General features: G+C 53.3%; 20 protein-coding genes and 2 tRNA genes. 20 read left to right on the top strand and 2 right to left on the bottom strand.

Annotated elements, in window-relative coordinates:
* Positions 1-1,728 carry a proline--tRNA ligase gene (locus ACJJIL_RS18490; protein WP_445360465.1) on the bottom strand — a complete coding sequence of 576 codons (1,728 nt, stop codon included), beginning with the start codon at positions 1,726-1,728 and terminating at the stop codon, positions 1-3.
* A 214-nt stretch (positions 1,729-1,942) separates the two neighbouring features.
* A complete protein-coding gene (locus ACJJIL_RS18485) occupies positions 1,943-2,341 on the bottom strand; it encodes an HU family DNA-binding protein (protein ID WP_282934239.1) in 399 nt (132 codons plus the stop codon).
* Positions 2,342-2,628: 287 nt separating this feature from the next.
* Between ACJJIL_RS18485 and ACJJIL_RS18480 the strand changes: the two genes are divergently transcribed.
* The 20 genes from ACJJIL_RS18480 (at position 2,629) to ACJJIL_RS18385 (ending at position 18,012) form a co-directional block, all read left to right on the top strand.
* A complete protein-coding gene (locus ACJJIL_RS18480) occupies positions 2,629-2,901 on the top strand; it encodes an FmdB family zinc ribbon protein (RefSeq protein WP_282934238.1) in 273 nt (90 codons plus the stop codon).
* Positions 2,902-2,978: 77 nt separating this feature from the next.
* A complete protein-coding gene (gene aspS, locus ACJJIL_RS18475) occupies positions 2,979-4,757 on the top strand; it encodes an aspartate--tRNA ligase (RefSeq protein ID WP_445360464.1) in 1,779 nt (592 codons plus the stop codon).
* Between the two features lie 105 nt (positions 4,758-4,862).
* A complete protein-coding gene (locus tag ACJJIL_RS18470; protein ID WP_282934236.1) occupies positions 4,863-5,606 on the top strand; it encodes a YebC/PmpR family DNA-binding transcriptional regulator in 744 nt (247 codons plus the stop codon).
* A 150-nt stretch (positions 5,607-5,756) separates the two neighbouring features.
* On the top strand, positions 5,757-6,284 hold the full coding sequence (ruvC, locus tag ACJJIL_RS18465; RefSeq protein ID WP_413664410.1) for a crossover junction endodeoxyribonuclease RuvC: 528 nt from the start codon (positions 5,757-5,759) through the stop codon (positions 6,282-6,284).
* Positions 6,285-6,341: 57 nt separating this feature from the next.
* Entirely contained in the window at positions 6,342-6,953 is a 612-nt protein-coding gene (ruvA, locus tag ACJJIL_RS18460) for a Holliday junction branch migration protein RuvA (RefSeq protein WP_445360463.1), read from the top strand.
* 23 nt (positions 6,954-6,976) lie between these two features.
* Positions 6,977-7,996: a Holliday junction branch migration DNA helicase RuvB gene (gene ruvB / locus ACJJIL_RS18455; RefSeq protein ID WP_413664411.1), complete on the top strand. Its 1,020-nt coding sequence runs from the start codon at positions 6,977-6,979 to the stop codon at positions 7,994-7,996.
* A 12-nt stretch (positions 7,997-8,008) separates the two neighbouring features.
* On the top strand, positions 8,009-8,413 hold the full coding sequence (ybgC, locus tag ACJJIL_RS18450) for a tol-pal system-associated acyl-CoA thioesterase (protein ID WP_282934233.1): 405 nt from the start codon (positions 8,009-8,011) through the stop codon (positions 8,411-8,413).
* A 4-nt stretch (positions 8,414-8,417) separates the two neighbouring features.
* Positions 8,418-9,107, top strand: a complete 690-nt coding sequence (gene tolQ / locus ACJJIL_RS18445) for a protein TolQ (RefSeq protein WP_108731827.1) — start codon at positions 8,418-8,420, stop codon at positions 9,105-9,107.
* Between the two features lie 20 nt (positions 9,108-9,127).
* Positions 9,128-9,559: a protein TolR gene (gene tolR / locus ACJJIL_RS18440; protein ID WP_444892812.1), complete on the top strand. Its 432-nt coding sequence runs from the start codon at positions 9,128-9,130 to the stop codon at positions 9,557-9,559.
* A gap of 7 nt (positions 9,560-9,566) precedes the next feature.
* A complete protein-coding gene (gene tolA, locus ACJJIL_RS18435) occupies positions 9,567-10,361 on the top strand; it encodes a cell envelope integrity protein TolA (RefSeq protein ID WP_444912139.1) in 795 nt (264 codons plus the stop codon).
* A complete protein-coding gene (gene tolB, locus ACJJIL_RS18430; RefSeq protein WP_444912140.1) occupies positions 10,358-11,653 on the top strand; it encodes a Tol-Pal system beta propeller repeat protein TolB in 1,296 nt (431 codons plus the stop codon). Before tolA ends, tolB begins: the two co-directional genes overlap by 4 nt.
* 99 nt (positions 11,654-11,752) lie before the next feature.
* Complete coding sequence (locus ACJJIL_RS18425; RefSeq protein ID WP_444914735.1) at positions 11,753-12,241, top strand: OmpA family protein; 489 nt, start codon at positions 11,753-11,755, stop codon at positions 12,239-12,241.
* An 18-nt stretch (positions 12,242-12,259) separates the two neighbouring features.
* On the top strand, positions 12,260-13,099 hold the full coding sequence (gene ybgF / locus ACJJIL_RS18420) for a tol-pal system protein YbgF (RefSeq protein ID WP_445360462.1): 840 nt from the start codon (positions 12,260-12,262) through the stop codon (positions 13,097-13,099).
* A 106-nt stretch (positions 13,100-13,205) separates the two neighbouring features.
* Entirely contained in the window at positions 13,206-13,865 is a 660-nt protein-coding gene (gene queE, locus ACJJIL_RS18415; RefSeq protein WP_444919006.1) for a 7-carboxy-7-deazaguanine synthase QueE, read from the top strand.
* Positions 13,866-13,900: 35 nt separating this feature from the next.
* Complete coding sequence (gene queC / locus ACJJIL_RS18410; protein WP_445360461.1) at positions 13,901-14,578, top strand: 7-cyano-7-deazaguanine synthase QueC; 678 nt, start codon at positions 13,901-13,903, stop codon at positions 14,576-14,578.
* Positions 14,579-14,710: 132 nt separating this feature from the next.
* A tRNA-Lys gene (locus tag ACJJIL_RS18405) sits at positions 14,711-14,786 on the top strand.
* A gap of 105 nt (positions 14,787-14,891) precedes the next feature.
* A tRNA-Lys gene (locus ACJJIL_RS18400) sits at positions 14,892-14,967 on the top strand.
* 393 nt (positions 14,968-15,360) lie between these two features.
* Entirely contained in the window at positions 15,361-16,356 is a 996-nt protein-coding gene (locus ACJJIL_RS18395) for a hypothetical protein (protein WP_445360460.1), read from the top strand.
* 261 nt (positions 16,357-16,617) lie between these two features.
* Entirely contained in the window at positions 16,618-16,773 is a 156-nt protein-coding gene (locus ACJJIL_RS18390) for a hypothetical protein (protein WP_444895164.1), read from the top strand.
* 45 nt (positions 16,774-16,818) lie between these two features.
* Complete coding sequence (locus ACJJIL_RS18385; RefSeq protein ID WP_445360459.1) at positions 16,819-18,012, top strand: hypothetical protein; 1,194 nt, start codon at positions 16,819-16,821, stop codon at positions 18,010-18,012.
* Positions 18,013-18,178 lie beyond the last annotated feature (166 nt).

Here is an 18,178-nt window from a genome sequence, read left to right as displayed (position 1 = left end):
TTATTGATTAAATTTTTCCAATAACACTTCTTCGAGCTGGGATACGGCAAACTCCTGGCTTTCCGCATCTCCGCGACCTTTATATTCCACCACACCTTTTTCCAGGCCGCGATCGCCGATAACAATGCGGTGGGGAATGCCGATCAGCTCCACATCGGCGAGCATAGCGCCCAGTCGCGCTTTGGCTTCGTCCATCAGCAATACATCAATACCCTTGCTGCGCAGGGACTCATACAGGTGCTCGCACTTTTCCCTTACCACATCGCTCTTGTGCATATTGATTGGCACAATCGCCAGCTGGAAAGGTGCAATCGCAGTGGGCCAGATAATCCCTGAGTCGTCGTGGTTCTGCTCAATGGCCGCAGCGACGATACGGGAAACGCCGATGCCATAGCAGCCCATGGACATAACCTGCTCTTTACCGTTTTCATCCAGTACTGTGGCATTCATAGCGCGGCTGTACTTGTCGCCTAACTGGAAAATGTGGCCGACCTCGATGCCCCGTTTGATTTCCAGGGTGCCCTGGCCATCGGGGCTGGCGTCGCCTGCCACTACATTGCGCAGGTCTTCGACGCGGCCCAACTCCACATCGCGACCCCAGTTCACACCGGTTAAGTGGTAGTCATCGCGATTGGCGCCGCAGATAAAGTCTGCCAGGTGCGCTGCAGAGCGATCCACAACAGTCTCGATCTTTATGCCCACCGGGCCCAGGGAGCCAATGTTGCAGCTGAGTTCTTTGGCGATGCGCTCTTCCGAGGCGAACTGAATGGGGCTGGCGATTCCAGCCAGCTTCTCTGCTTTTAATTCGTTCAGCTCGTGATCGCCACGCAGTACCAGGGCAATTAATGGAGCGGTTTCACCCTCTTCGCACTCGCCCAGAACAATCAGGGTTTTTACTGAGTGGGCGGGATCACTTTTCAAAAACTCGCTGACATCGGCGATGGTTTTTTGGTTCGGCGTATGAACTTCCTGCATTTCCTGCGACGGAGCAGGGCGCTCGCCAGCTGGGGCAACCGCTTCTGCCAATTCGACATTGGCGGCGTAGCGGGATTCTGTGGAGAAGGCGATATCGTCTTCGCCGCTCTGCGCCAGCACGTGGAATTCGTGAGAGCTGGAACCACCGATTGAACCGGTGTCTGCCAGCACTGGACGGTAGTCCAGGCCAATGCGCTCAAAAATCTGGCAGTAGGCGCCGTGCATAATATCGTAGGTTTCCTGCAGGGAATCCTCGTTCACGTGGAAGGAGTAAGCATCCTTCATGGTGAATTCGCGCGCGCGCATTACGCCAAAGCGCGGACGGATTTCATCGCGGAATTTAGTCTGCACCTGGTAGAAATTGGCGGGCAACTGCTTATAGCTATTGATTTCACTGCGGATCAGATCGGTGATGACTTCCTCGTGGGTCGGGCCCAGGCAGAAGTCATTGTTGTGGCGATCCTTGATGCGCAGGAGTTCGGGGCCGTACTGCTGCCAGCGGCCGGACTCTTCCCAAAGCTCTGCCGGCTGCACGACCGGCATCAGTACTTCCAGGGAGCCAGCGCGGTCCATCTCTTCGCGAACAATGCGCTCGACTTTGCGCAACACCCGCAACCCGGTGGGCAGCCAGGTGTAGAGACCTGAAGACAGACGGCGGATCATGCCGGCACGCAGCATCAGCTGATGGCTGATCACCACTGCGTCGTTGGGAGTTTCTTTTTGGGTTGCGATGAGATAACGAGATGCGCGCATAGGAATTAGTTGGATTCTATTACGGGTAAGCTGGCTATTTTACGCTATTCGCTGGGCAATAAATATTGCCTGGGGGCAGTATTGCCTCAAAGCGGATTGCCTTTTGCTATACCGGGGTATCTATTTAGCAGGTGCCTGGGCACTGGCTTGGAATGGGAGTGAATAAAAAACCCCGCATAAGCGGGGTTTTTAAGCTGAGGCTTTACAGAGTGTATTAGTTCTCTGCCATTTCCTTCAGCTTCTTCAGTGGGCGAACTTTAACCTGGATGCTGGCAGGCTTCGCCTTGAAGGTAGTCTCTTCACCGGTGAACGGGTTGATACCCTTGCGAGCTTTCTTAGCTGGCTTTTTCACGGTGGTGATTTTCATCAGGCCCGGCAGGGTGAATTCGCCAACTGCGCGCTTCTTGATGTGGCCTTCGATGATATCGTTCAGCTCGTCCAGAACAGATTGAACCTGCTTGCGGGACAGCTCAGTGCTTTCTGCAATCTGATTAAGTACTTGAGTCTTAGTGTACTTTTCCTTGATTGCTTTTACTTTCTTGGCCGGTGCAGCTTTGGCCGCAGCTTTCTTTGCCGGGGCCTTTTTAGTAGCAGCTTTCTTGGAGACAGCCATGGCTTACTTCCTTCTTTGTTGTTCGGTATATATCCGGTAAAAGTGTGTTTTTTCTCCCGCTGCGCTGCATCCGTTACGGGTGTCTCAGCGGGTGATGGGGGAAGTATATATAGTTTTTGTTCGGCCGCACGAAGAAATACTAGAAAAATAGTGCTTTTTTTACATTTTTTAGCCTCACGTCGCCTTTATGGGACGCTTTACCCAGGGAAAAGACCCGTGCAGCTTCTTACCTCTGTAGGCCTCATGTATACTCTCTCCCCCTTTTTTTAAGCACCAGGTACTGTGTAATGCCGATATATGAATACCAGTGCAATGCCTGCGGCCATGAAATGGAAGCTTTGCAGCGGATGAGCGATGACCCGCTCAAAGACTGCCCAGCTTGCGAGAAGGCCGAGCTGCGCAAGAAAATCTCAGCGGCTGGATTTCGCCTGAAGGGCGCCGGTTGGTATGAGACTGATTTTAAAACTGGTAGCAAGAAAAACCTCGCTGGCGGTGACTCTGCCAACAGTGGTAAGGCCAAAAGCGACAAGTCTGGCACAGCGGCGGCAAAGACGGCCTAGGCGAGCTGTGCGGGGCTGTCCGTGCGGTGTACCCTCTAACTAATCTTTTCACCTATCGATAACGGGAATTTTCATCCATGCGCAGCGATTACTGTGGCGTCCTTCGTTCTGCGGACATTGACCGCGTAGTAACCCTCTGTGGCTGGGTCGACCGCCGCCGCGATCACGGCGGAGTGATTTTTATCGACCTGCGCGACCGCGAGGGAATTGTACAGGTGGTGTTCGACCCCGATGCGGCCGAACACTTCGAGATGGCCGATCGCGTGCGCAGCGAATATGTGCTTAAAGTGACAGGTCGTGTGCGCGCCCGTGCCCCAGAGGCCGTGAATCCCAATATGGTGACCGGTGAAGTTGAGGTTTACGGCACAGAGCTGGAGATCCTCAATACTGCTGAGACAGTGCCTTTCCAGCTGGATGAGCACACCGAAGTGGGTGAAGATATCCGCTTGAAATACCGCTATCTGGATCTGCGCCGCAACGAAATGCAGAACAACCTGTATTTCCGTTCCAAGCTGACTACCGCAATCCGCAATTACCTGGATGAGCACGGCTTCCTCGATATCGAGACCCCAATCCTGACCCGCGCCACCCCAGAAGGTGCCCGGGATTACCTGGTGCCGAGCCGCACCCACGAGGGCAAGTTCTTCGCCCTGCCACAGTCACCGCAGCTGTTTAAGCAGTTGCTGATGGTTTCCGGTTTCGATCGCTACTACCAAATCGCCAAGTGTTTCCGCGATGAGGATCTGCGCGCTGATCGCCAGCCTGAATTTACCCAGATTGATATTGAGACCTCCTTCCTCGACGAAGAGGAAATCATGTCGATCACCGAGAATATGGTTCGCAAGCTGTTTAAAGAGCTTAAGGGTGTTGATCTGGGTGAATTCCCGCGCATGACCCACTACCAGGCGATGCTGCGCTACGGTTCCGACAAACCGGACCTGCGTATTCCGCTGGAGATGGTGGAGATCAAGGACCTGATGACCGAGGTGGACTTCAAAGTATTCTCCGGGCCGGCCAATGATCCGAAGGGACGTGTTGCTGCGATTAAAGTACCTGGCGGTTGTAAGAAACTGACCCGCAAGCAGCTGGACGATTACGGCAAATTTGTTGGTATTTATGGCGCCAAGGGCCTGGCGTACATCAAGGTTAACGATCGCTCTGACCTGGAAAATGGTCTGCAGTCGCCAATCGTTAAATTCCTGCCGCTTGAAACCCGTGCAGCCATTCTCGATCGCCTGCAAGCGGAAGACGGTGATGTTCTTTTCTTCGGTTCGGACAAGGCCAAGATTGTCTCCGAAGCCCTGGGTGCATTGCGCTGCAAGCTGGGTGAAGACCTGGATCTGTACACCAGCGAGTGGGCGCCTTTGTGGGTTGTCGCCTTTCCAATGTTTGAAGAAAATGACGACGGCAGCCTGACTGCGTTGCACCACCCCTTCACTGCGCCTTCCTGTACCCCGGAAGAGTTGGAAAGGAATCCGCTCGAAGCACTTTCCCGCGCTTACGATATGGTACTTAACGGCACCGAACTGGGCGGTGGTTCTGTTCGTATCCACGACCAGTTGATGCAGGAAGCGGTATTCCGCATCCTGGGTATCGATGCTGAAGAGCAGCGCGAGAAGTTCGGCTTCCTGCTGGATGCGCTTAAATACGGTGCGCCGCCCCACGGTGGCCTGGCCTTTGGCCTGGATCGCTTGGTGATGTTGATGACCGGCAGTGACTCTATTCGCGATGTTATCGCTTTCCCGAAAACCCAGAGCGCCGCCTGTGTGATGACAGATGCCCCGGGTGCTGTAGATGCGAAACAACTGCGTGAGCTGAGTATTCGCCTGCGACAAAAAGAAGAAAAAATCAGCTGATTTTTCCCCGATGGGCCGAGCGAAGCGGGCCTATCCAATCGTAGTGATGGGCGATTCGCTTCGCTCTTTGGCTCATCCTACGCACTGACTGAAGAGAGACGGAAAATGGCCGGACATAGTAAATGGGCCAATATTAAGCACCGCAAAGCAGCTCAGGATGCCAAGCGGGGCAAGGTCTTTACCAAGATCATTCGCGAGTTGACGGTAGCCGCCAAATCGGGTCCAAACCCGGACGATAACCCGGCGCTGCGCGCCACTATCGATAAGGCTTTGGGCGCCAATATGAAGCGCGATACCATCGACAAAGCTATCGCCCGTGGTGCTGGCAATGCGGATGGTGAAAACTACGAAGCCGTAGTTTACGAGGGCTACGGCGTTGGTGGTGTAGCGGTCTTGGTGGAGTGCCTGACTGACAACCGCAACCGCACCGTGGCTGAAGTGCGTCACGCCTTCACCAAGCGCGGTGGCAACCTGGGCACCGACGGCTCCGTAAGCTACCTGTTTACCCGCAAAGGTCAGATGTTCTATGAGACCGGAGTGGATGAAGATGCGTTGATGGACGCAGCTCTCGAAGCCGGGGCTGAAGATATCGAATCCAACGATGACGGCAGTGTTGAAGTTACCACTGAATTCCAGGACTACCTGACGGTTAAGGACGCCCTGGTTGCAGCCGGTTTTACCCCGGACAGTGCCGAAATTGCCATGATTCCGTCCACCACGATTCCGCTGGATAAAGACGGTGCTGAAAAAGTACTCGCTCTGATCGAGATGCTGGAAGACTTGGATGATGTGCAAAACGTTTACACCAATGCGGATATTCCGGCAGAGGTGATGGAGGAGCTGGGCTAAAGCCGGTTCCGTAACTGGAGGCGGCTACTGTCCCGCCTCTGGTTTTTTATCTTTTCAAGCCCTTCTTACTCCCCCTCCCTTGACGCTTCCTGTTCACCTTGGGACACTCCCACCACTATATAAACATACAGATATTTGGGGAGCTGCCTTTTGACCCGAATCCTGGGTATTGACCCCGGCTCGCGAAAAACGGGCTATGGAATTATCGATGTGGAGCGGGGCAAGGCTCGCTATGTGGCCAGCGGGGTGATTCGTATTCCCGAAGGTCCCCTGCCTGAGCGCCTCAAACTGATATTTGATGCAGTGAGCCAGATCGCGCAGCAATACCAGCCTGCTCAGATGGCAATTGAAAATGTTTTTATGTCCAAGAGCGCCGGCTCCGCCCTGAAATTGGGGCAGGCCCGGGGGGCAGCTATTGTGGCAGGGGCAAATAGTGGTCTGGCAGTAGCCGAATATGAAGCTCGCAAAGTGAAGCAGGCAGTGGTCGGTAACGGTGGAGCGGATAAATTGCAGGTCCAGCATATGGTGAAAACCCTGCTGTCCCTACCTGCATCACCGCAGGAGGATGCCGCCGATGCACTTGCCGTAGCTCTGTGTCATATGCATACCGAACAAACCCTGGTATTTACCGCTGGCGGTGCGCGCAGTCGTTTTCGTCGTGGCCGCCTGAGCGTGTGATCGGCTGGTAGAATTGGCCCCATAAAGGGCGCAGACAATATAAACCTGGAATAACACATGATTGGAAGATTGAGCGGTACCCTGGCCGCAGTGCAGCCGCCCCTGTTGTTGGTGGATGTACAGGGGGTGGGCTATGAAGTGCTCGCACCCATGACCACGATTTTTGAGCTGCCCGCATTGGGGCAGCCGGTACAGTTGCACACCCATTTGGCAGTGTCCGAAACGGCCCAGCAGTTGTATGGCTTTATTCGCGATGGGGACCGCAAATTGTTTCGCACCCTGATCAAGGTGAGTGGAGTGGGTCCCAAGATGGCCCTGGCTATTTTATCCGGGCTGGACGGCGCTGCCCTGGCCCGCTGTGTGTCGGAGGATAATGTAGCGGCGCTGGTCAAAGTCCCCGGCGTCGGTAAAAAGACTGCTGAGCGCCTGATCGTGGAGCTGCGGGATAAATTGACCCCGGATTTTGGCGACGCCAACGATATCCCCCTGATGGCCGCTGCTGCCGAGCCCAAGGTGGATCACACCGGTGAAGCGGAGAGCGCCCTGGCGGCTCTGGGTTACAAGCCCACTGAAGCCAGTAAAATGGTGGCCCGCGCCAGCAAGGAGCAGCCGGATGCCGATAGTGCGATTTTGATTCGCCTGGCCCTTAAGGGAATGGCCCCCGCTTAATCTGAGGCCCTGGAGTTGTTGCAATGATCGAAGCCGACCGTTTGGTGGCACCGGAGCCCGTGGGCCCCTCGGGCCAGGAAGAGCAGTACGACCGCGCCGTGCGCCCCAAAACCCTGGATGATTATGTGGGTCAGCCAGTGGTGCGGGAGCAAATGGAGATCTTTATTCAGGCTGCCAAGCTGCGCAAAGAGGCCCTGGATCACACCCTGGTATTCGGCCCGCCGGGGCTGGGTAAAACCACCCTGGCAAATATCATCGCCGCCGAAATGGGAGTGGCCATTAAGACCACCTCGGGCCCGGTACTGGAGAAGGCTGGCGATCTGGCTGCGTTGATGACCAACCTGGAGCCGGGGGATGTGCTTTTTATCGATGAGATTCACCGCCTCAGCCCCCATGTAGAAGAGGTACTGTATCCGGCGATGGAAGATTACCAGCTGGATATTATGATCGGCGAAGGACCTGCGGCGCGTTCGATTAAGCTCGACCTGCCACCCTTCACATTGGTGGGCGCCACCACAAGGGCAGGCCTGCTTACCTCGCCACTGCGGGATCGCTTCGGCATCGTCCAGAGGCTTGAGTTCTATAACGTTGAGGATCTCACCAGCATTGTCCGTCGCTCCGCTGGCCTGATGGGAGTGGAGATGGATGAAGGTGGAGCCTTGGAAGTTGCCCGTCGAGCTCGGGGTACCCCCCGAATAGCCAACCGCCTGCTGCGCCGCGTGCGCGACTACGCGGAGGTTAAAGGTGATGGTGCCGTGGATTCCGGCATTGCCGATGCCGCTCTTAATATGCTCAATGTGGATTCCCGTGGTTTCGACCAGCTGGATCGCCGTATGCTACTGGCCATGATTGAGAAGTTCGATGGTGGACCAGTGGGGGTGGACAGTCTCGCTGCAGCAGTCAGTGAAGAGCGGGATACTCTGGAAGATGTGTTGGAGCCCTACCTGATTCAGCAGGGTTATATCGCCCGCACACCGCGAGGGCGAGTGGCAACCGGCCTGGCTTATGAGCACTTCGGCCTGCCGAAGCCCGATAATAAATAGAGAGAGGATGGGGTGAAGGAAGTTTTCAGTATTCCGCTGCGGGTTTATATCGAGGATACCGATGCTGGTGGTATCGTTTATTACGTGAATTATTTGAAGTATATGGAGCGCGCGCGCACAGAACTGCTGCGCTCCCTCGGGTATGATAAGCCGGCAATGCCGGAACAGGGGCTGTTACTGGTGGTGCACTCCGCCGAGATTCAGTATCGAAAGTCCGCACTTCTTGATGATGCATTGCGCGCTACGGCCTCGATTGGCAAACTGGGGCGGGCCGCAGTGACTTTTGAGCAAAAAATCTGGCGCGGCGATGAGCTAATTTGCGAAGGTGTGGTCAAAGTTGCTTGTGTCGCTGACGACAGCCGCAGGCCCTGTGCCCTGCCGGAACCTATTTATTCAGCATTAAAGGCAGTTATTTAAGAAGATGAACGCCGGTGAACAACTTTCTCTTTGGGGGCTAATCCAGAACGCCAGCCTGTTGGTACAGTTAGTTATGCTGCTGCTGTTACTGGCCTCTGTGGTGTCCTGGGTGATGATTATCCAGCGTGGGCTTTACCTGTCCCAGGCCAAGCGCTCCCTGAACAATTTCGAACGCCGCTTTTGGTCCGGTGCCGACCTGAACAAACTCTTCCGCGAAGGTAACGAGCGAGCGGAAAAAGGCCGAACCGATGGTGTTGAGTCCCTTTTCCGCGCCGGTTTTACCGAGTTTACCCGCCTGCGCCAACAGGGCAGCAGCGGCCCTGAAGCGGTGATGGAAGGCACTGAGCGGGCCATGCGTGTGGCTATGTCCCGGGAGCAGGAAAAGGTGGAAATGAACCTGCCGTTCCTGGCAACCGTGGGCTCTGTCAGTCCTTATATCGGCCTGTTTGGCACCGTGTGGGGGATTATGAATTCCTTCCGTGGCCTCGCCACTATGCACCAGGCCACTATTGCTACGGTCGCACCTGGTATCAGTGAGGCGTTGGTGGCTACGGCTATGGGCCTGTTTGCGGCAATTCCTGCGGTAATGGCTTTTAACCGCTATTCCGCCAAGGCCGAATCGCTGTTGTCCAGCTACGAAACTTTCGCCGAGGAGTTTTCCTCTATCCTGCACCGCAAAGTGCATTCCGGCTGAGTAGTGAATAGGCGAACCCTATGAGTGTGTTTCGCAAGGGAACCAAGAAGAAGCTGGTCTCCGAGATCAATGTGGTGCCCTACATTGACGTAATGCTGGTGCTGCTAATTGTCTTTATGGTCACGGCACCATTGTTGATGCAGGGGGTCAAAGTCGACCTTCCAAACGCGCCCTCGGCGCCGATGGAGGAAACCGATGAGGAGCCGCTGATTATTTCTGTGCGCTCCGATGGCACCTATTACCTAAATCTGGGGACTGACGAGAAGAGCGCCAAGCCGCTCGAAGAAATTAAACAAACGGTCGCTAAGGTGTTGCGCCAAAAGCCGGGAACTCCGGTTTTGGTGTGGGGTGACACCGAGGCCCGCTATGGCCTGATCGTCAATGCCATGACCGAACTGCAGCAGGCGGGAGCGCCCAGCGTCGGCCTGGTGACAGAGCCACCTCAGGGGTAGGGTGCCGGTGAATAAAGGCTTTTATGCATTGGCGATCATCATCAGCCTCGTGTTACACGGGGCGTTGATAGCTGCCATGACCTACGGCTGGGAAGCCAGCAGTATGCCCGAGCGCAAACCGATGCCAAAGTTTGTGCAGGCTAAACTGGTGACGATTGAAGCGGCAACACCGAAGAAGAAACTGCCGAAAAAGGTCGATAAAATAAAACAGCGTGCCGATCGCGCTGCGGAGCAAAAACGCAAGGCTGAGGTCGAACGTAAGCGCCGCGCAGCCCTGGAGCAGAAGAAAAAGCTCGAGGCGGAAAAGAAACGCAAAGCGAAAGTCGAAGCTGATCGCAAGGCACAGGCAGAGAAGGCCCGTCGCGAGAAAGAGCAGCAAGAGAAGGCGCGCAAAGAAAAAGAGCTGAAGGAGAAGCTGGCCCAAGAGCGCCAGAGTTCTTTTGACGAGGCCCTCCAGGATGAAGAGGAACTGCTGGATGCGAATGAGGCCGAGCAAGCGGTGATGTCCGTTGGCCAGGCGATCCAGCAGCAAATTGAGGCGGTATGGAGTCGCCCGCCCAGTGCCCGAAACGGTATGCTTACCAAGGTGAGAATAAACTTTGTCCCCACCGGCCGGGTGGTGGCAGCTAATATCGTCGAGGGCAGTGGTAATGCCGCCCTGGATCGCTCGGTACTGACCGCTATTAAAAAAGTGGAGGTATTTCCCGAAGTGGCCGACCTGGCCCGGGAGGAACCAGTGGTATTTGAGCGGGAAGTCCGCACAACTATTTTGAACTTTAAAGTCGAAGATCTGCGCCAATGATCAAGAGTTTACTGAAGACAGTCGTCATTATTGCAATCGCCTCGGTGAGCCTGGGGGCCCGAGCCCAGCTGGTGGTGGATATCACCAGCGGTATCGATGACCCCACACCGATCGCCGTGTCCCCATTCAGCTGGTCTGGTGGCGGGGTACTGGCGGAAGATGTTTCCGGGATTATTTCCTCAGACCTTCGTCGCAGTGGCCTTTTCTCCCCTGTGCCCAAGGAGGACATGCTGTCTTTCCCCAAGGCCCCGGAAGACGTGGTATTCCGCGATTGGCGTATCCTCGGCACCGAGTACATAGTGACCGGCCGCATTGAGCCGCAGGCCACCGGTTACCTGCTCACTTTTGATCTGGTCAATGTTTTCGGCCAGCACAAGATGTTCACCAAGCAAGTGCGCGGCGGCCAGACCCAGCTGCGGGATATCGCCCACCGCGCCGCCGATGAGATCTTTGAAGCTATCACCGGTATTCGAGGTGCCTTCTCCACGGAAATGGTGTACGTGCAGGAAGAGACCCGTGGCGGCAAGCCCAGCTATCTGCTGATGCGTGCCGATATCGATGGTGCTCGCGCCAAGCAGATCCGCCGTTTCAGTGCGCCGGTGATGTCTCCCATGTGGTCCCCCAATGGCCAGGAGCTCGCCTACGTCTCCTTTGAAACCGGGCGCCCGGCAATTTTCCGCGAGAACCTGCGCACGGGTGCGCGCAAGCAATTAACTAACTTCAAGGGCATCAACAGTTCGCCGACCTGGTCCCCGGATGGAACCAAACTGGCGATGGTGCTCTCCAAGGACGGCAACCCGGAGATCTACGTGCTGGATCTGGTCAGTAATAAACTGACAAGAATGACAAGGCACTTCTCCATTGATACCGAGCCGAACTGGATGCCAGATGGTAAATCACTGGTTTTCACCTCCGATAGGGGAGGGAAGCCACAAATTTACCAATTGACTCTTGCCACTGGTCAAGTCGACCGCTTAACCTTCGATGGCGATTACAATGCGCGGCCCCGTGTTTCTCCCGATGGAAAGACACTGGTGATGGTGCATCGTAATAGGGGCGTATTTACCATCGCTACGATGGATATCAACTCGGGCAGAGTGCGTGTCCTTACGGAGACTACGCTGGACGAATCCCCTAGTATCGCGCCGAATGGGGCCATGTTGATGTACGCTACCAAACGTGGGGATAAAGGTATTCTGGCAGCGGTGTCGCTGGATGCCGGGGTGAAGTACAACCTGCCCTCTCAGAGGGGTGATGTCCGTGAACCGGCCTGGTCGCCGTACTTTGAATAAGGCGGGGGTGCCCGACGCGTTTAAGCGAAGGGTGTGAATTAGAGCAAGTAGAAATCTTTCAGGATTTTCGATAACACTATATATAAAGCGGAGTAGCTTATGTTGAAATCAGTAAAAACAGGCCTCGGGTTAGCCTGTGTATTGGCAGTAATGGCTGGTTGTAGCAGCAATGACACCAAGACTGGCGGGGAAACCATTGTTGATGAAACCGCAAATAATACCGCGGTTGAAACCACCGAATTTGATACCCCGAAAGAGCCTGTAGCACCTCTGGAAAACGTAGTTTACTTCGATTTCGACCAGTCCCTGCTGAAGCCCGAAACCCGTGAGCTGCTGATCCGTCACGCTGACCGTATGCGCGCTGCCACCGGTTCTGTTCGCCTGGAAGGCCACGCTGACGAACTGGGTACTCGCGAGTACAACCTGGCTCTGGGTGAGCGTCGTGCCAATGCCGTTCGCGACTTTTTGGTACTGCAAGGCGTAGACGCAGCTAACCTGGAAGTAATCAGCTACGGTGAAGAGCGTCCGGCTCAAATGGGTTCTAACGAATCTGCCCGTGCGATGAACCGTCGCGTTGTTATTAACTAATCGTAAAAATGGATGCCAATGGCTTTAACGATTAGAAAACTAGCGATCGCCGCAGCAGTAATGACTGCGGCATCGCCGGTATTTTCCCAGGCCCCGATTGTAGACCTGTCTTCTAAAAGCCAGGACCAGTCGACCATTACTTATACCGATGAAGTGGAAAGCGGTGCTCCAACACAGCTCGCCCGCGCCGGTATGTCACCACCCCGAGCCCAGGGCAACCCCCAGGCCGAAGCCTACTATCAAATGCAGGTTTTGCAGCAGGAAGTGCGGGAATTGCGTGGCACAGTTGAAGAGTTGCGCCATGAGATCAAGCGTCTCAAACAGCAGCGCACCGAAGATTATATGGATCTGGACCGGCGTATTGCGCGCCTGAGTGGTACAGAGCCTGCGGCTCAGCCGCCGTCTACCGCTGAAGGCGGTGCTTCGTCCATGCAAGGGCAGGGGGGCTCAGCAATGCCGCCTAAACCCCAGGGCCCGAAAGACGGCAAGAGCGAGCGCGACCGCTACCAGGCCAGCTTTGGCTTGGCCCGCAATGGCGATTACGGCGGCGCCAGTGAAGAGTTCAAAAGCCTGTTGCAGGACTTCCCCAATGGCCAGTACGCCCCGAATGCGAATTACTGGCTGGGTGAGATTGCACTGGTTCAAGGCAACCTGGAAGAGGCGCGAGAGTGGTTCGTAGCTCTCCTCGACGGTTACCCGAATTCCAGCAAAGTCTGGGATGGCCGCTACAAGCTGGGCACTGTTTATCACCAGCTGGGCGACCAACAAAAAGCCCGCAACCTGCTGGAGCAGGTGGCAGCTAGTGACGCCAGAGCATCGAACCTGGCGAAGAAGTATCTGCAGGAGAACTTCCAGTAGCATCCAACCGCTACTGACTGCCATCGCTGGTTTTTTGAGCAGAAAAAGCCTATGATCCCGCGCCCGGGTGGCATGTGCCACTCGGGCGTTTTTGTGTTGGGTGTGTATGACCGATCTTTCCAAAGAATCACTCAGAATCAGTGAAATTTTCTACTCCCTCCAAGGAGAAGCGCGAGAAAGTGGCCTTCCTACGGTGTTTGTACGCCTGACGGGCTGCCCGTTACGCTGTACCTATTGCGACTCCGAGTACGCCTTTTACGGCGGCGAACGCATGACGCTGGAGCAGATTTTGCAGCAGGTGCAAAGCCATCCCGCTCGCCATGTGTGTGTTACCGGTGGTGAGCCCCTGGCCCAGCCCAATTGTTTCCCCTTGATGAAGGCGCTTTGCGATGCGGGCTATGCGGTGTCCCTCGAGACCAGTGGCGCTATGCCTGTGGATAAAGTGGATGAGCGGGTGTCGAGAGTGGTCGACCTGAAAACGCCGGCCTCCGGGGAGCAGCACCGCAACCGAATGGAGAATATGCAAGTGCTCACTCGCCAGGACCAGATCAAGTTTGTGATCTGTGATCGCGGGGATTACGACTGGGCCCGATTCACCCTGGATCAGTACCGCATACCTGAGCGGGTTGGAGAGGTGCTTTTCTCCCCCAGCTACGAGCAGCTGCAGCCGCGCCTGCTAGCTGAATGGATACTGGAGGATGGGTTACCGGTGCGTATGCAGATGCAAATGCACAAGCTGTTGTGGGGTGACATCCCCGGCGTATAAAGCGCCGCTGCGCCACATCAAGAAAAGAGGAAAAAATGACAGCAAAGAAAGCAGTAATCTTGCTATCCGGTGGCCTGGACTCAGCCACCGTACTGGCCATGGCTCGCGCTGAGGGCTACGAGTGCTACGCCTTGGGCTTCGATTATGGTCAGCGTCACGAGGCAGAACTATTGGCTGCGCAAAAGGTGGCGAAGGACTTGGGGGCCGTTGAGCACAAGGTGGTTAAGCTCGACCTGCGCTCAATCGGCGGATCGGCGTTGACCGATGACTCTATTGAAGTACCCGAAGAGGAAACCCCCGGTATTCCGGTGACCTATGTGCCGGCGCGAAACACGGTATTCCTGTCTATTGCCCTGGGTTGGGCTGAGGTGCTGGGTGCCCAGGATATTTTCGTGGGTGTGAACGCCGTGGACTACTCCGGCTATCCGGATTGCCGCCCAGAATATATTGAGGCCTACGAGAAGATGGCCAACCTGGCTACCAGGGCCGGTGTCGAGGGCAATAAGCTGTCTATACGTGCGCCGCTGATGGACATGAGCAAGTCGGATATTGTTACCGAAGGAACCCGCTTAGGGGTGGACTACAGTTTAACTGTGTCCTGCTACCAAGCCTTGCCAGATGGCGCTGCCTGCCGTCGCTGCGACAGTTGCCGCCTGAGGGCTGCCGGTTTCACAGAGGCCGGCCTGGAGGACCCCACGGTCTACGCACCTTAATTGGCCGTTGGCGCCAATTTTTTGAACAAATACCTAACTCCTTAAATTTGTTAGATTTTTTTTCGAGTTAGGTATTGTCTTTTCGAAATAGATCCGTAAGATACGCAGCTCCTCACAACGAGGCATCGAAAAGGGTCGTTAGCTCAGTCGGTAGAGCAGTTGGCTTTTAACCAATTGGTCGCTGGTTCGAATCCAGCACGACCCACCATTTTCGACAGGGATGCCCAAGGCAACCCACCTAGTTTTTACACTTCTGCGCGAAGGTAAAAACAACCCGAGTTGGACCATTACCAAGTTAGTCCAACCATCCTGGGGGTCGTTAGCTCAGTTGGTAGAGCAGTTGGCTTTTAACCAATTGGTCGCTGGTTCGAATCCAGCACGACCCACCATCTCTCTTATTTCCTCAATGTTTATTTTTGTAGATTTTGCTCAAATGCAAAGATCTTGTGTTTCTGTTTTTCTACAAACCTTTTTCCCAGTTCTTGGGCACTTTCTTCCTATAGATGCCTTTACGTTTGCTACTAACAATTAATGGGCCTTTGATTTGCGTCTTGGCACAGTGGCTAGGGATCTCCAGCTAACTGATACTAAGGGTTTTGCTACTGAGAATAGCGTCGCGCTTTTTGAAGGTGCTATCTCCTCAAGTTTTCCGGGTCACCAATTAAGGTGAATGGTGCTTGCCTCGATGTTGCGGGTTTGATTTCTGAGAAGTGCGGTTCGATCTGTGTAGGTAAAGGAGCTGGTTTAACGCGAGATATTTCTACCAGGTAAGGATTGCCGAAATGAAAACCGTAACCCCCATAGTTGCCGCCATCTGTTTGGTGGCGGTTAGTCACTCCTCTTTTGCGAATAATAATTCCTCCATTGTTGAACAAAATGGTATTGGAAATAGTGCTATGTCTGATCAATCCGATAGCACGGTTAATTTTAGCCAGGTAATACAGTCCCAGGCTGGTGATGGTAACCAGGCCGTCGCTGACCAATACACGGATGCAGCAGTAACGACGATAATTCAAACCCAGATAGGGGATGGGAATATTGCGATGTCAGAGCAGTTCAACAATATTACCAATGTGCAACTTGAACTGCTCCAGTCAGGTAATGCCAATACGGCAATGACTCGTCAAGGGAGCAATGTGACAGACAGCAGTATGACTGTGCAACAAGTTGGGAATATGAATCTGGTTGATAATAATTTCCAGGGGCTTGGGGGTACTACGGCAAGTACCATGACGATAAATCAGCAAGGAGACATGAACACGGTCGGGCCCAGTTTTGCGTTGCAGCAGCAGGCACTGAACTCTACTTTGATTGCTACTCAAATAGGGCAGATGAACCAAATGGATGTCAATCAAAACTTTGTTATTAGCGATAGTACAATGATTGGTATCCAAGATGGCGTTGGCAATGTTGCGGCCTTGGATCAGATAGGTTCAGTTAGCTTTCTTTTGATGGAGTTATTGCAATTGGGTAATGACAATACGGCACTCCTGGAGCAGGAGTTTACGGTTGAGAATTCAACTATGATTGTCGACCAATTTGGTGATATGAATATTTCTACGCTGGATCAAGGAAATGCTTTCTTCACCAGCGCTACAGTGTTGCAGACCGGCGACTCCAATGATGTAAATATTGATCAGGACAATATCACTATGGGTGTGGCCTCAATATCCCAAACGGGTACATCGAATGTGCATGTTACCTCTCAAGCGGGTACCGCCGAGACAGCAATAGCGACACAGTCTGGAGTAAGTAATACCGGCACAATTTTACAGTAGTAGTCAGTTCTTTGATTTCTGTGCTGCTAGGTTCTGATCTGTGTGGCACAGAAATTTAATCCCAAACTTTGTTCCTAGTTTTTCCCCACTTCCTTCTTATAGCTGTATCGCCGCTTATCGTTAACTCTTACCCAGTAGTTGGTCGGCCCATGATCAGCGATTTGAGAATAGTTTCTAAATATTCAGCCGTTCATTATCGCAAGTGACCTTGTGCCAGTGCATGTCAATTCCTCTTGGGGTTTGTTGTTCGCATAATTGCCTGTGTCAATTTTATTGCCTCAGCGCTCGAGTTTGGCGAGCTTTAACACTTCTTTGGGGATACTGCTGTTTGGAGTAGGGATGGCGCTAAATTGGATTCTGCGCATGCCTTACGCCGGCATGCCTATTGGTATCGATGTTGTTGATGAGGCCCTCTAAGTTGAGTCCCAAGAAAAGCTTGAATAGTTAATGAAGGATTGAATTATGAGGAAGTTGAAGCCTGTAGCTCTAGTTATATTGGCCGCAGTGAGTGGAAGTGCGATGGCCAGTAATAATACGACGTTAATAGATCAGCAGGGAGTGGGTAATACAGCGAACGCCAATCAGGTTGACCCTACGGCTATAGGGAATCTGATAGATGTCACCCAAATTGGCGATGCAAACTCTTCGTCATCGACCCAGGCGAGCGATGCCGTAAGTAATACCATGACCCACTACCAAGAGGGTGATGGGAATATGGCCGAATCTTTCCAGCAGTTTATGACTGAGTCCAGTTCGTTGGAAATTAACCAGATTGGGAATAATAACGATACGACAGCGGAGCAACTTGAGTCACTTGGTTCTACCCAGGAACTAAATCAAGCTGGGGAAATGAACTTTATGACCATCACCCAGACTGATACCGAAGCATCTAGTATCGCGGTGACTCAAACTGGCGATATGAATGATGCGATCATAATGGGGCAGGTCTTCGATATACTGGGAAGTGATGTCATCCTAAATCAAATTGGCGATGACAATATGGCCCAGATCGGTCAGCAAAGCGTTGTGGAGTTTAGCACTATTTCTGTCGATCAAATTGGCAATCAAAATCTCTTTGTCAGTGAACAAATAATGGGGGTGTTCTCCTCCACTATAAGTGTTCTGCAATCTGGGGATATGAATGAGGTCGACTCTGATCAAGAAAATGGAATCACTACCAGCTTTGTCTCTATTACTCAGGTAGGTAATGGAAACTTTGCTGGTTCATTGCAGCAAGATAGTGTCGAGAACAGTTCTGTAAACGTAAATCAGGTTGGAGATGGAAACTTTGGTGGCGGAGTTCAGCAAGCAATAGTTGATACAAGTGTTGGAAATGTCAGTCAATTGGGCTCGATGAACATGGGAGTTACCCAGCAGGCAGGTGGAACATCAGCAGCATTAGCATCGATTTCTCAATCGGGGACTTCGAATGAGGCGATGCTTGGACAAGTTACTGCAAGCTCGGTTACAGGAACCATACTTCAAGATGGCATTAGCAATATTGCAGGTGTGCTCCAGCAGGGAAATATGCTCAGTGTTGCTACAACCACCCAAATAGGTGAGTTAAATCAACATACAACCGAGCAATTGTCCGATTCGCAAACTGCTATTGCGACGCAAAATGGTATTTCAAATATTGGATTTATTTTTCAGTAAATTGGATAGGGGCTTCGCGGTATTAGTGTGAATACGGATCGCTGCAATGCGACTGCGGAGCTCCATGTATTTTTCAATTTTGTATTTTAGGATCAGATAATCATTTTCAAGGAGGTAAAAATGTTTCCTCCTATTGATTTTCGTCTATCTGATATAGGCCTTTAAC

It is taken from the genome of Microbulbifer maximicatervae (SeqCode), assembly GCF_052468095.1.
Note: the sequence above shows the minus strand (reverse complement) of the source record. Positions and strands in the feature narration are given on the sequence as shown.

Excerpts from the sequence above, each read along its gene's own strand:
- ACJJIL_RS18425 (WP_444914735.1), top strand. The coding sequence starts at position 11,753 with ATGTTGAAATCAGTAAAAACAGGCCTCGGGTTAGCCTGTGTATTGGCA.
- ACJJIL_RS18470 (WP_282934236.1), top strand. The coding sequence starts at position 4,863 with ATGGCCGGACATAGTAAATGGGCCAATATTAAGCACCGCAAAGCAGCT.
- ACJJIL_RS18490 (WP_445360465.1), bottom strand. The coding sequence starts at position 1,728 with ATGCGCGCATCTCGTTATCTCATCGCAACCCAAAAAGAAACTCCCAAC.
- ACJJIL_RS18480 (WP_282934238.1), top strand. The coding sequence starts at position 2,629 with ATGCCGATATATGAATACCAGTGCAATGCCTGCGGCCATGAAATGGAA.
- ACJJIL_RS18485 (WP_282934239.1), bottom strand. The coding sequence starts at position 2,341 with ATGGCTGTCTCCAAGAAAGCTGCTACTAAAAAGGCCCCGGCAAAGAAA.
- aspS (WP_445360464.1), top strand. The coding sequence starts at position 2,979 with ATGCGCAGCGATTACTGTGGCGTCCTTCGTTCTGCGGACATTGACCGC.
- tolB (WP_444912140.1), top strand. The coding sequence starts at position 10,358 with ATGATCAAGAGTTTACTGAAGACAGTCGTCATTATTGCAATCGCCTCG.
- ruvA (WP_445360463.1), top strand. The coding sequence starts at position 6,342 with ATGATTGGAAGATTGAGCGGTACCCTGGCCGCAGTGCAGCCGCCCCTG.
- ACJJIL_RS18395 (WP_445360460.1), top strand. The coding sequence starts at position 15,361 with ATGAAAACCGTAACCCCCATAGTTGCCGCCATCTGTTTGGTGGCGGTT.
- ybgF (WP_445360462.1), top strand. The coding sequence starts at position 12,260 with ATGGCTTTAACGATTAGAAAACTAGCGATCGCCGCAGCAGTAATGACT.
- queC (WP_445360461.1), top strand. The coding sequence starts at position 13,901 with ATGACAGCAAAGAAAGCAGTAATCTTGCTATCCGGTGGCCTGGACTCA.
- ACJJIL_RS18385 (WP_445360459.1), top strand. The coding sequence starts at position 16,819 with ATGAGGAAGTTGAAGCCTGTAGCTCTAGTTATATTGGCCGCAGTGAGT.
- tolQ (WP_108731827.1), top strand. The coding sequence starts at position 8,418 with ATGAACGCCGGTGAACAACTTTCTCTTTGGGGGCTAATCCAGAACGCC.
- queE (WP_444919006.1), top strand. The coding sequence starts at position 13,206 with ATGACCGATCTTTCCAAAGAATCACTCAGAATCAGTGAAATTTTCTAC.
- tolR (WP_444892812.1), top strand. The coding sequence starts at position 9,128 with ATGAGTGTGTTTCGCAAGGGAACCAAGAAGAAGCTGGTCTCCGAGATC.
- ruvB (WP_413664411.1), top strand. The coding sequence starts at position 6,977 with ATGATCGAAGCCGACCGTTTGGTGGCACCGGAGCCCGTGGGCCCCTCG.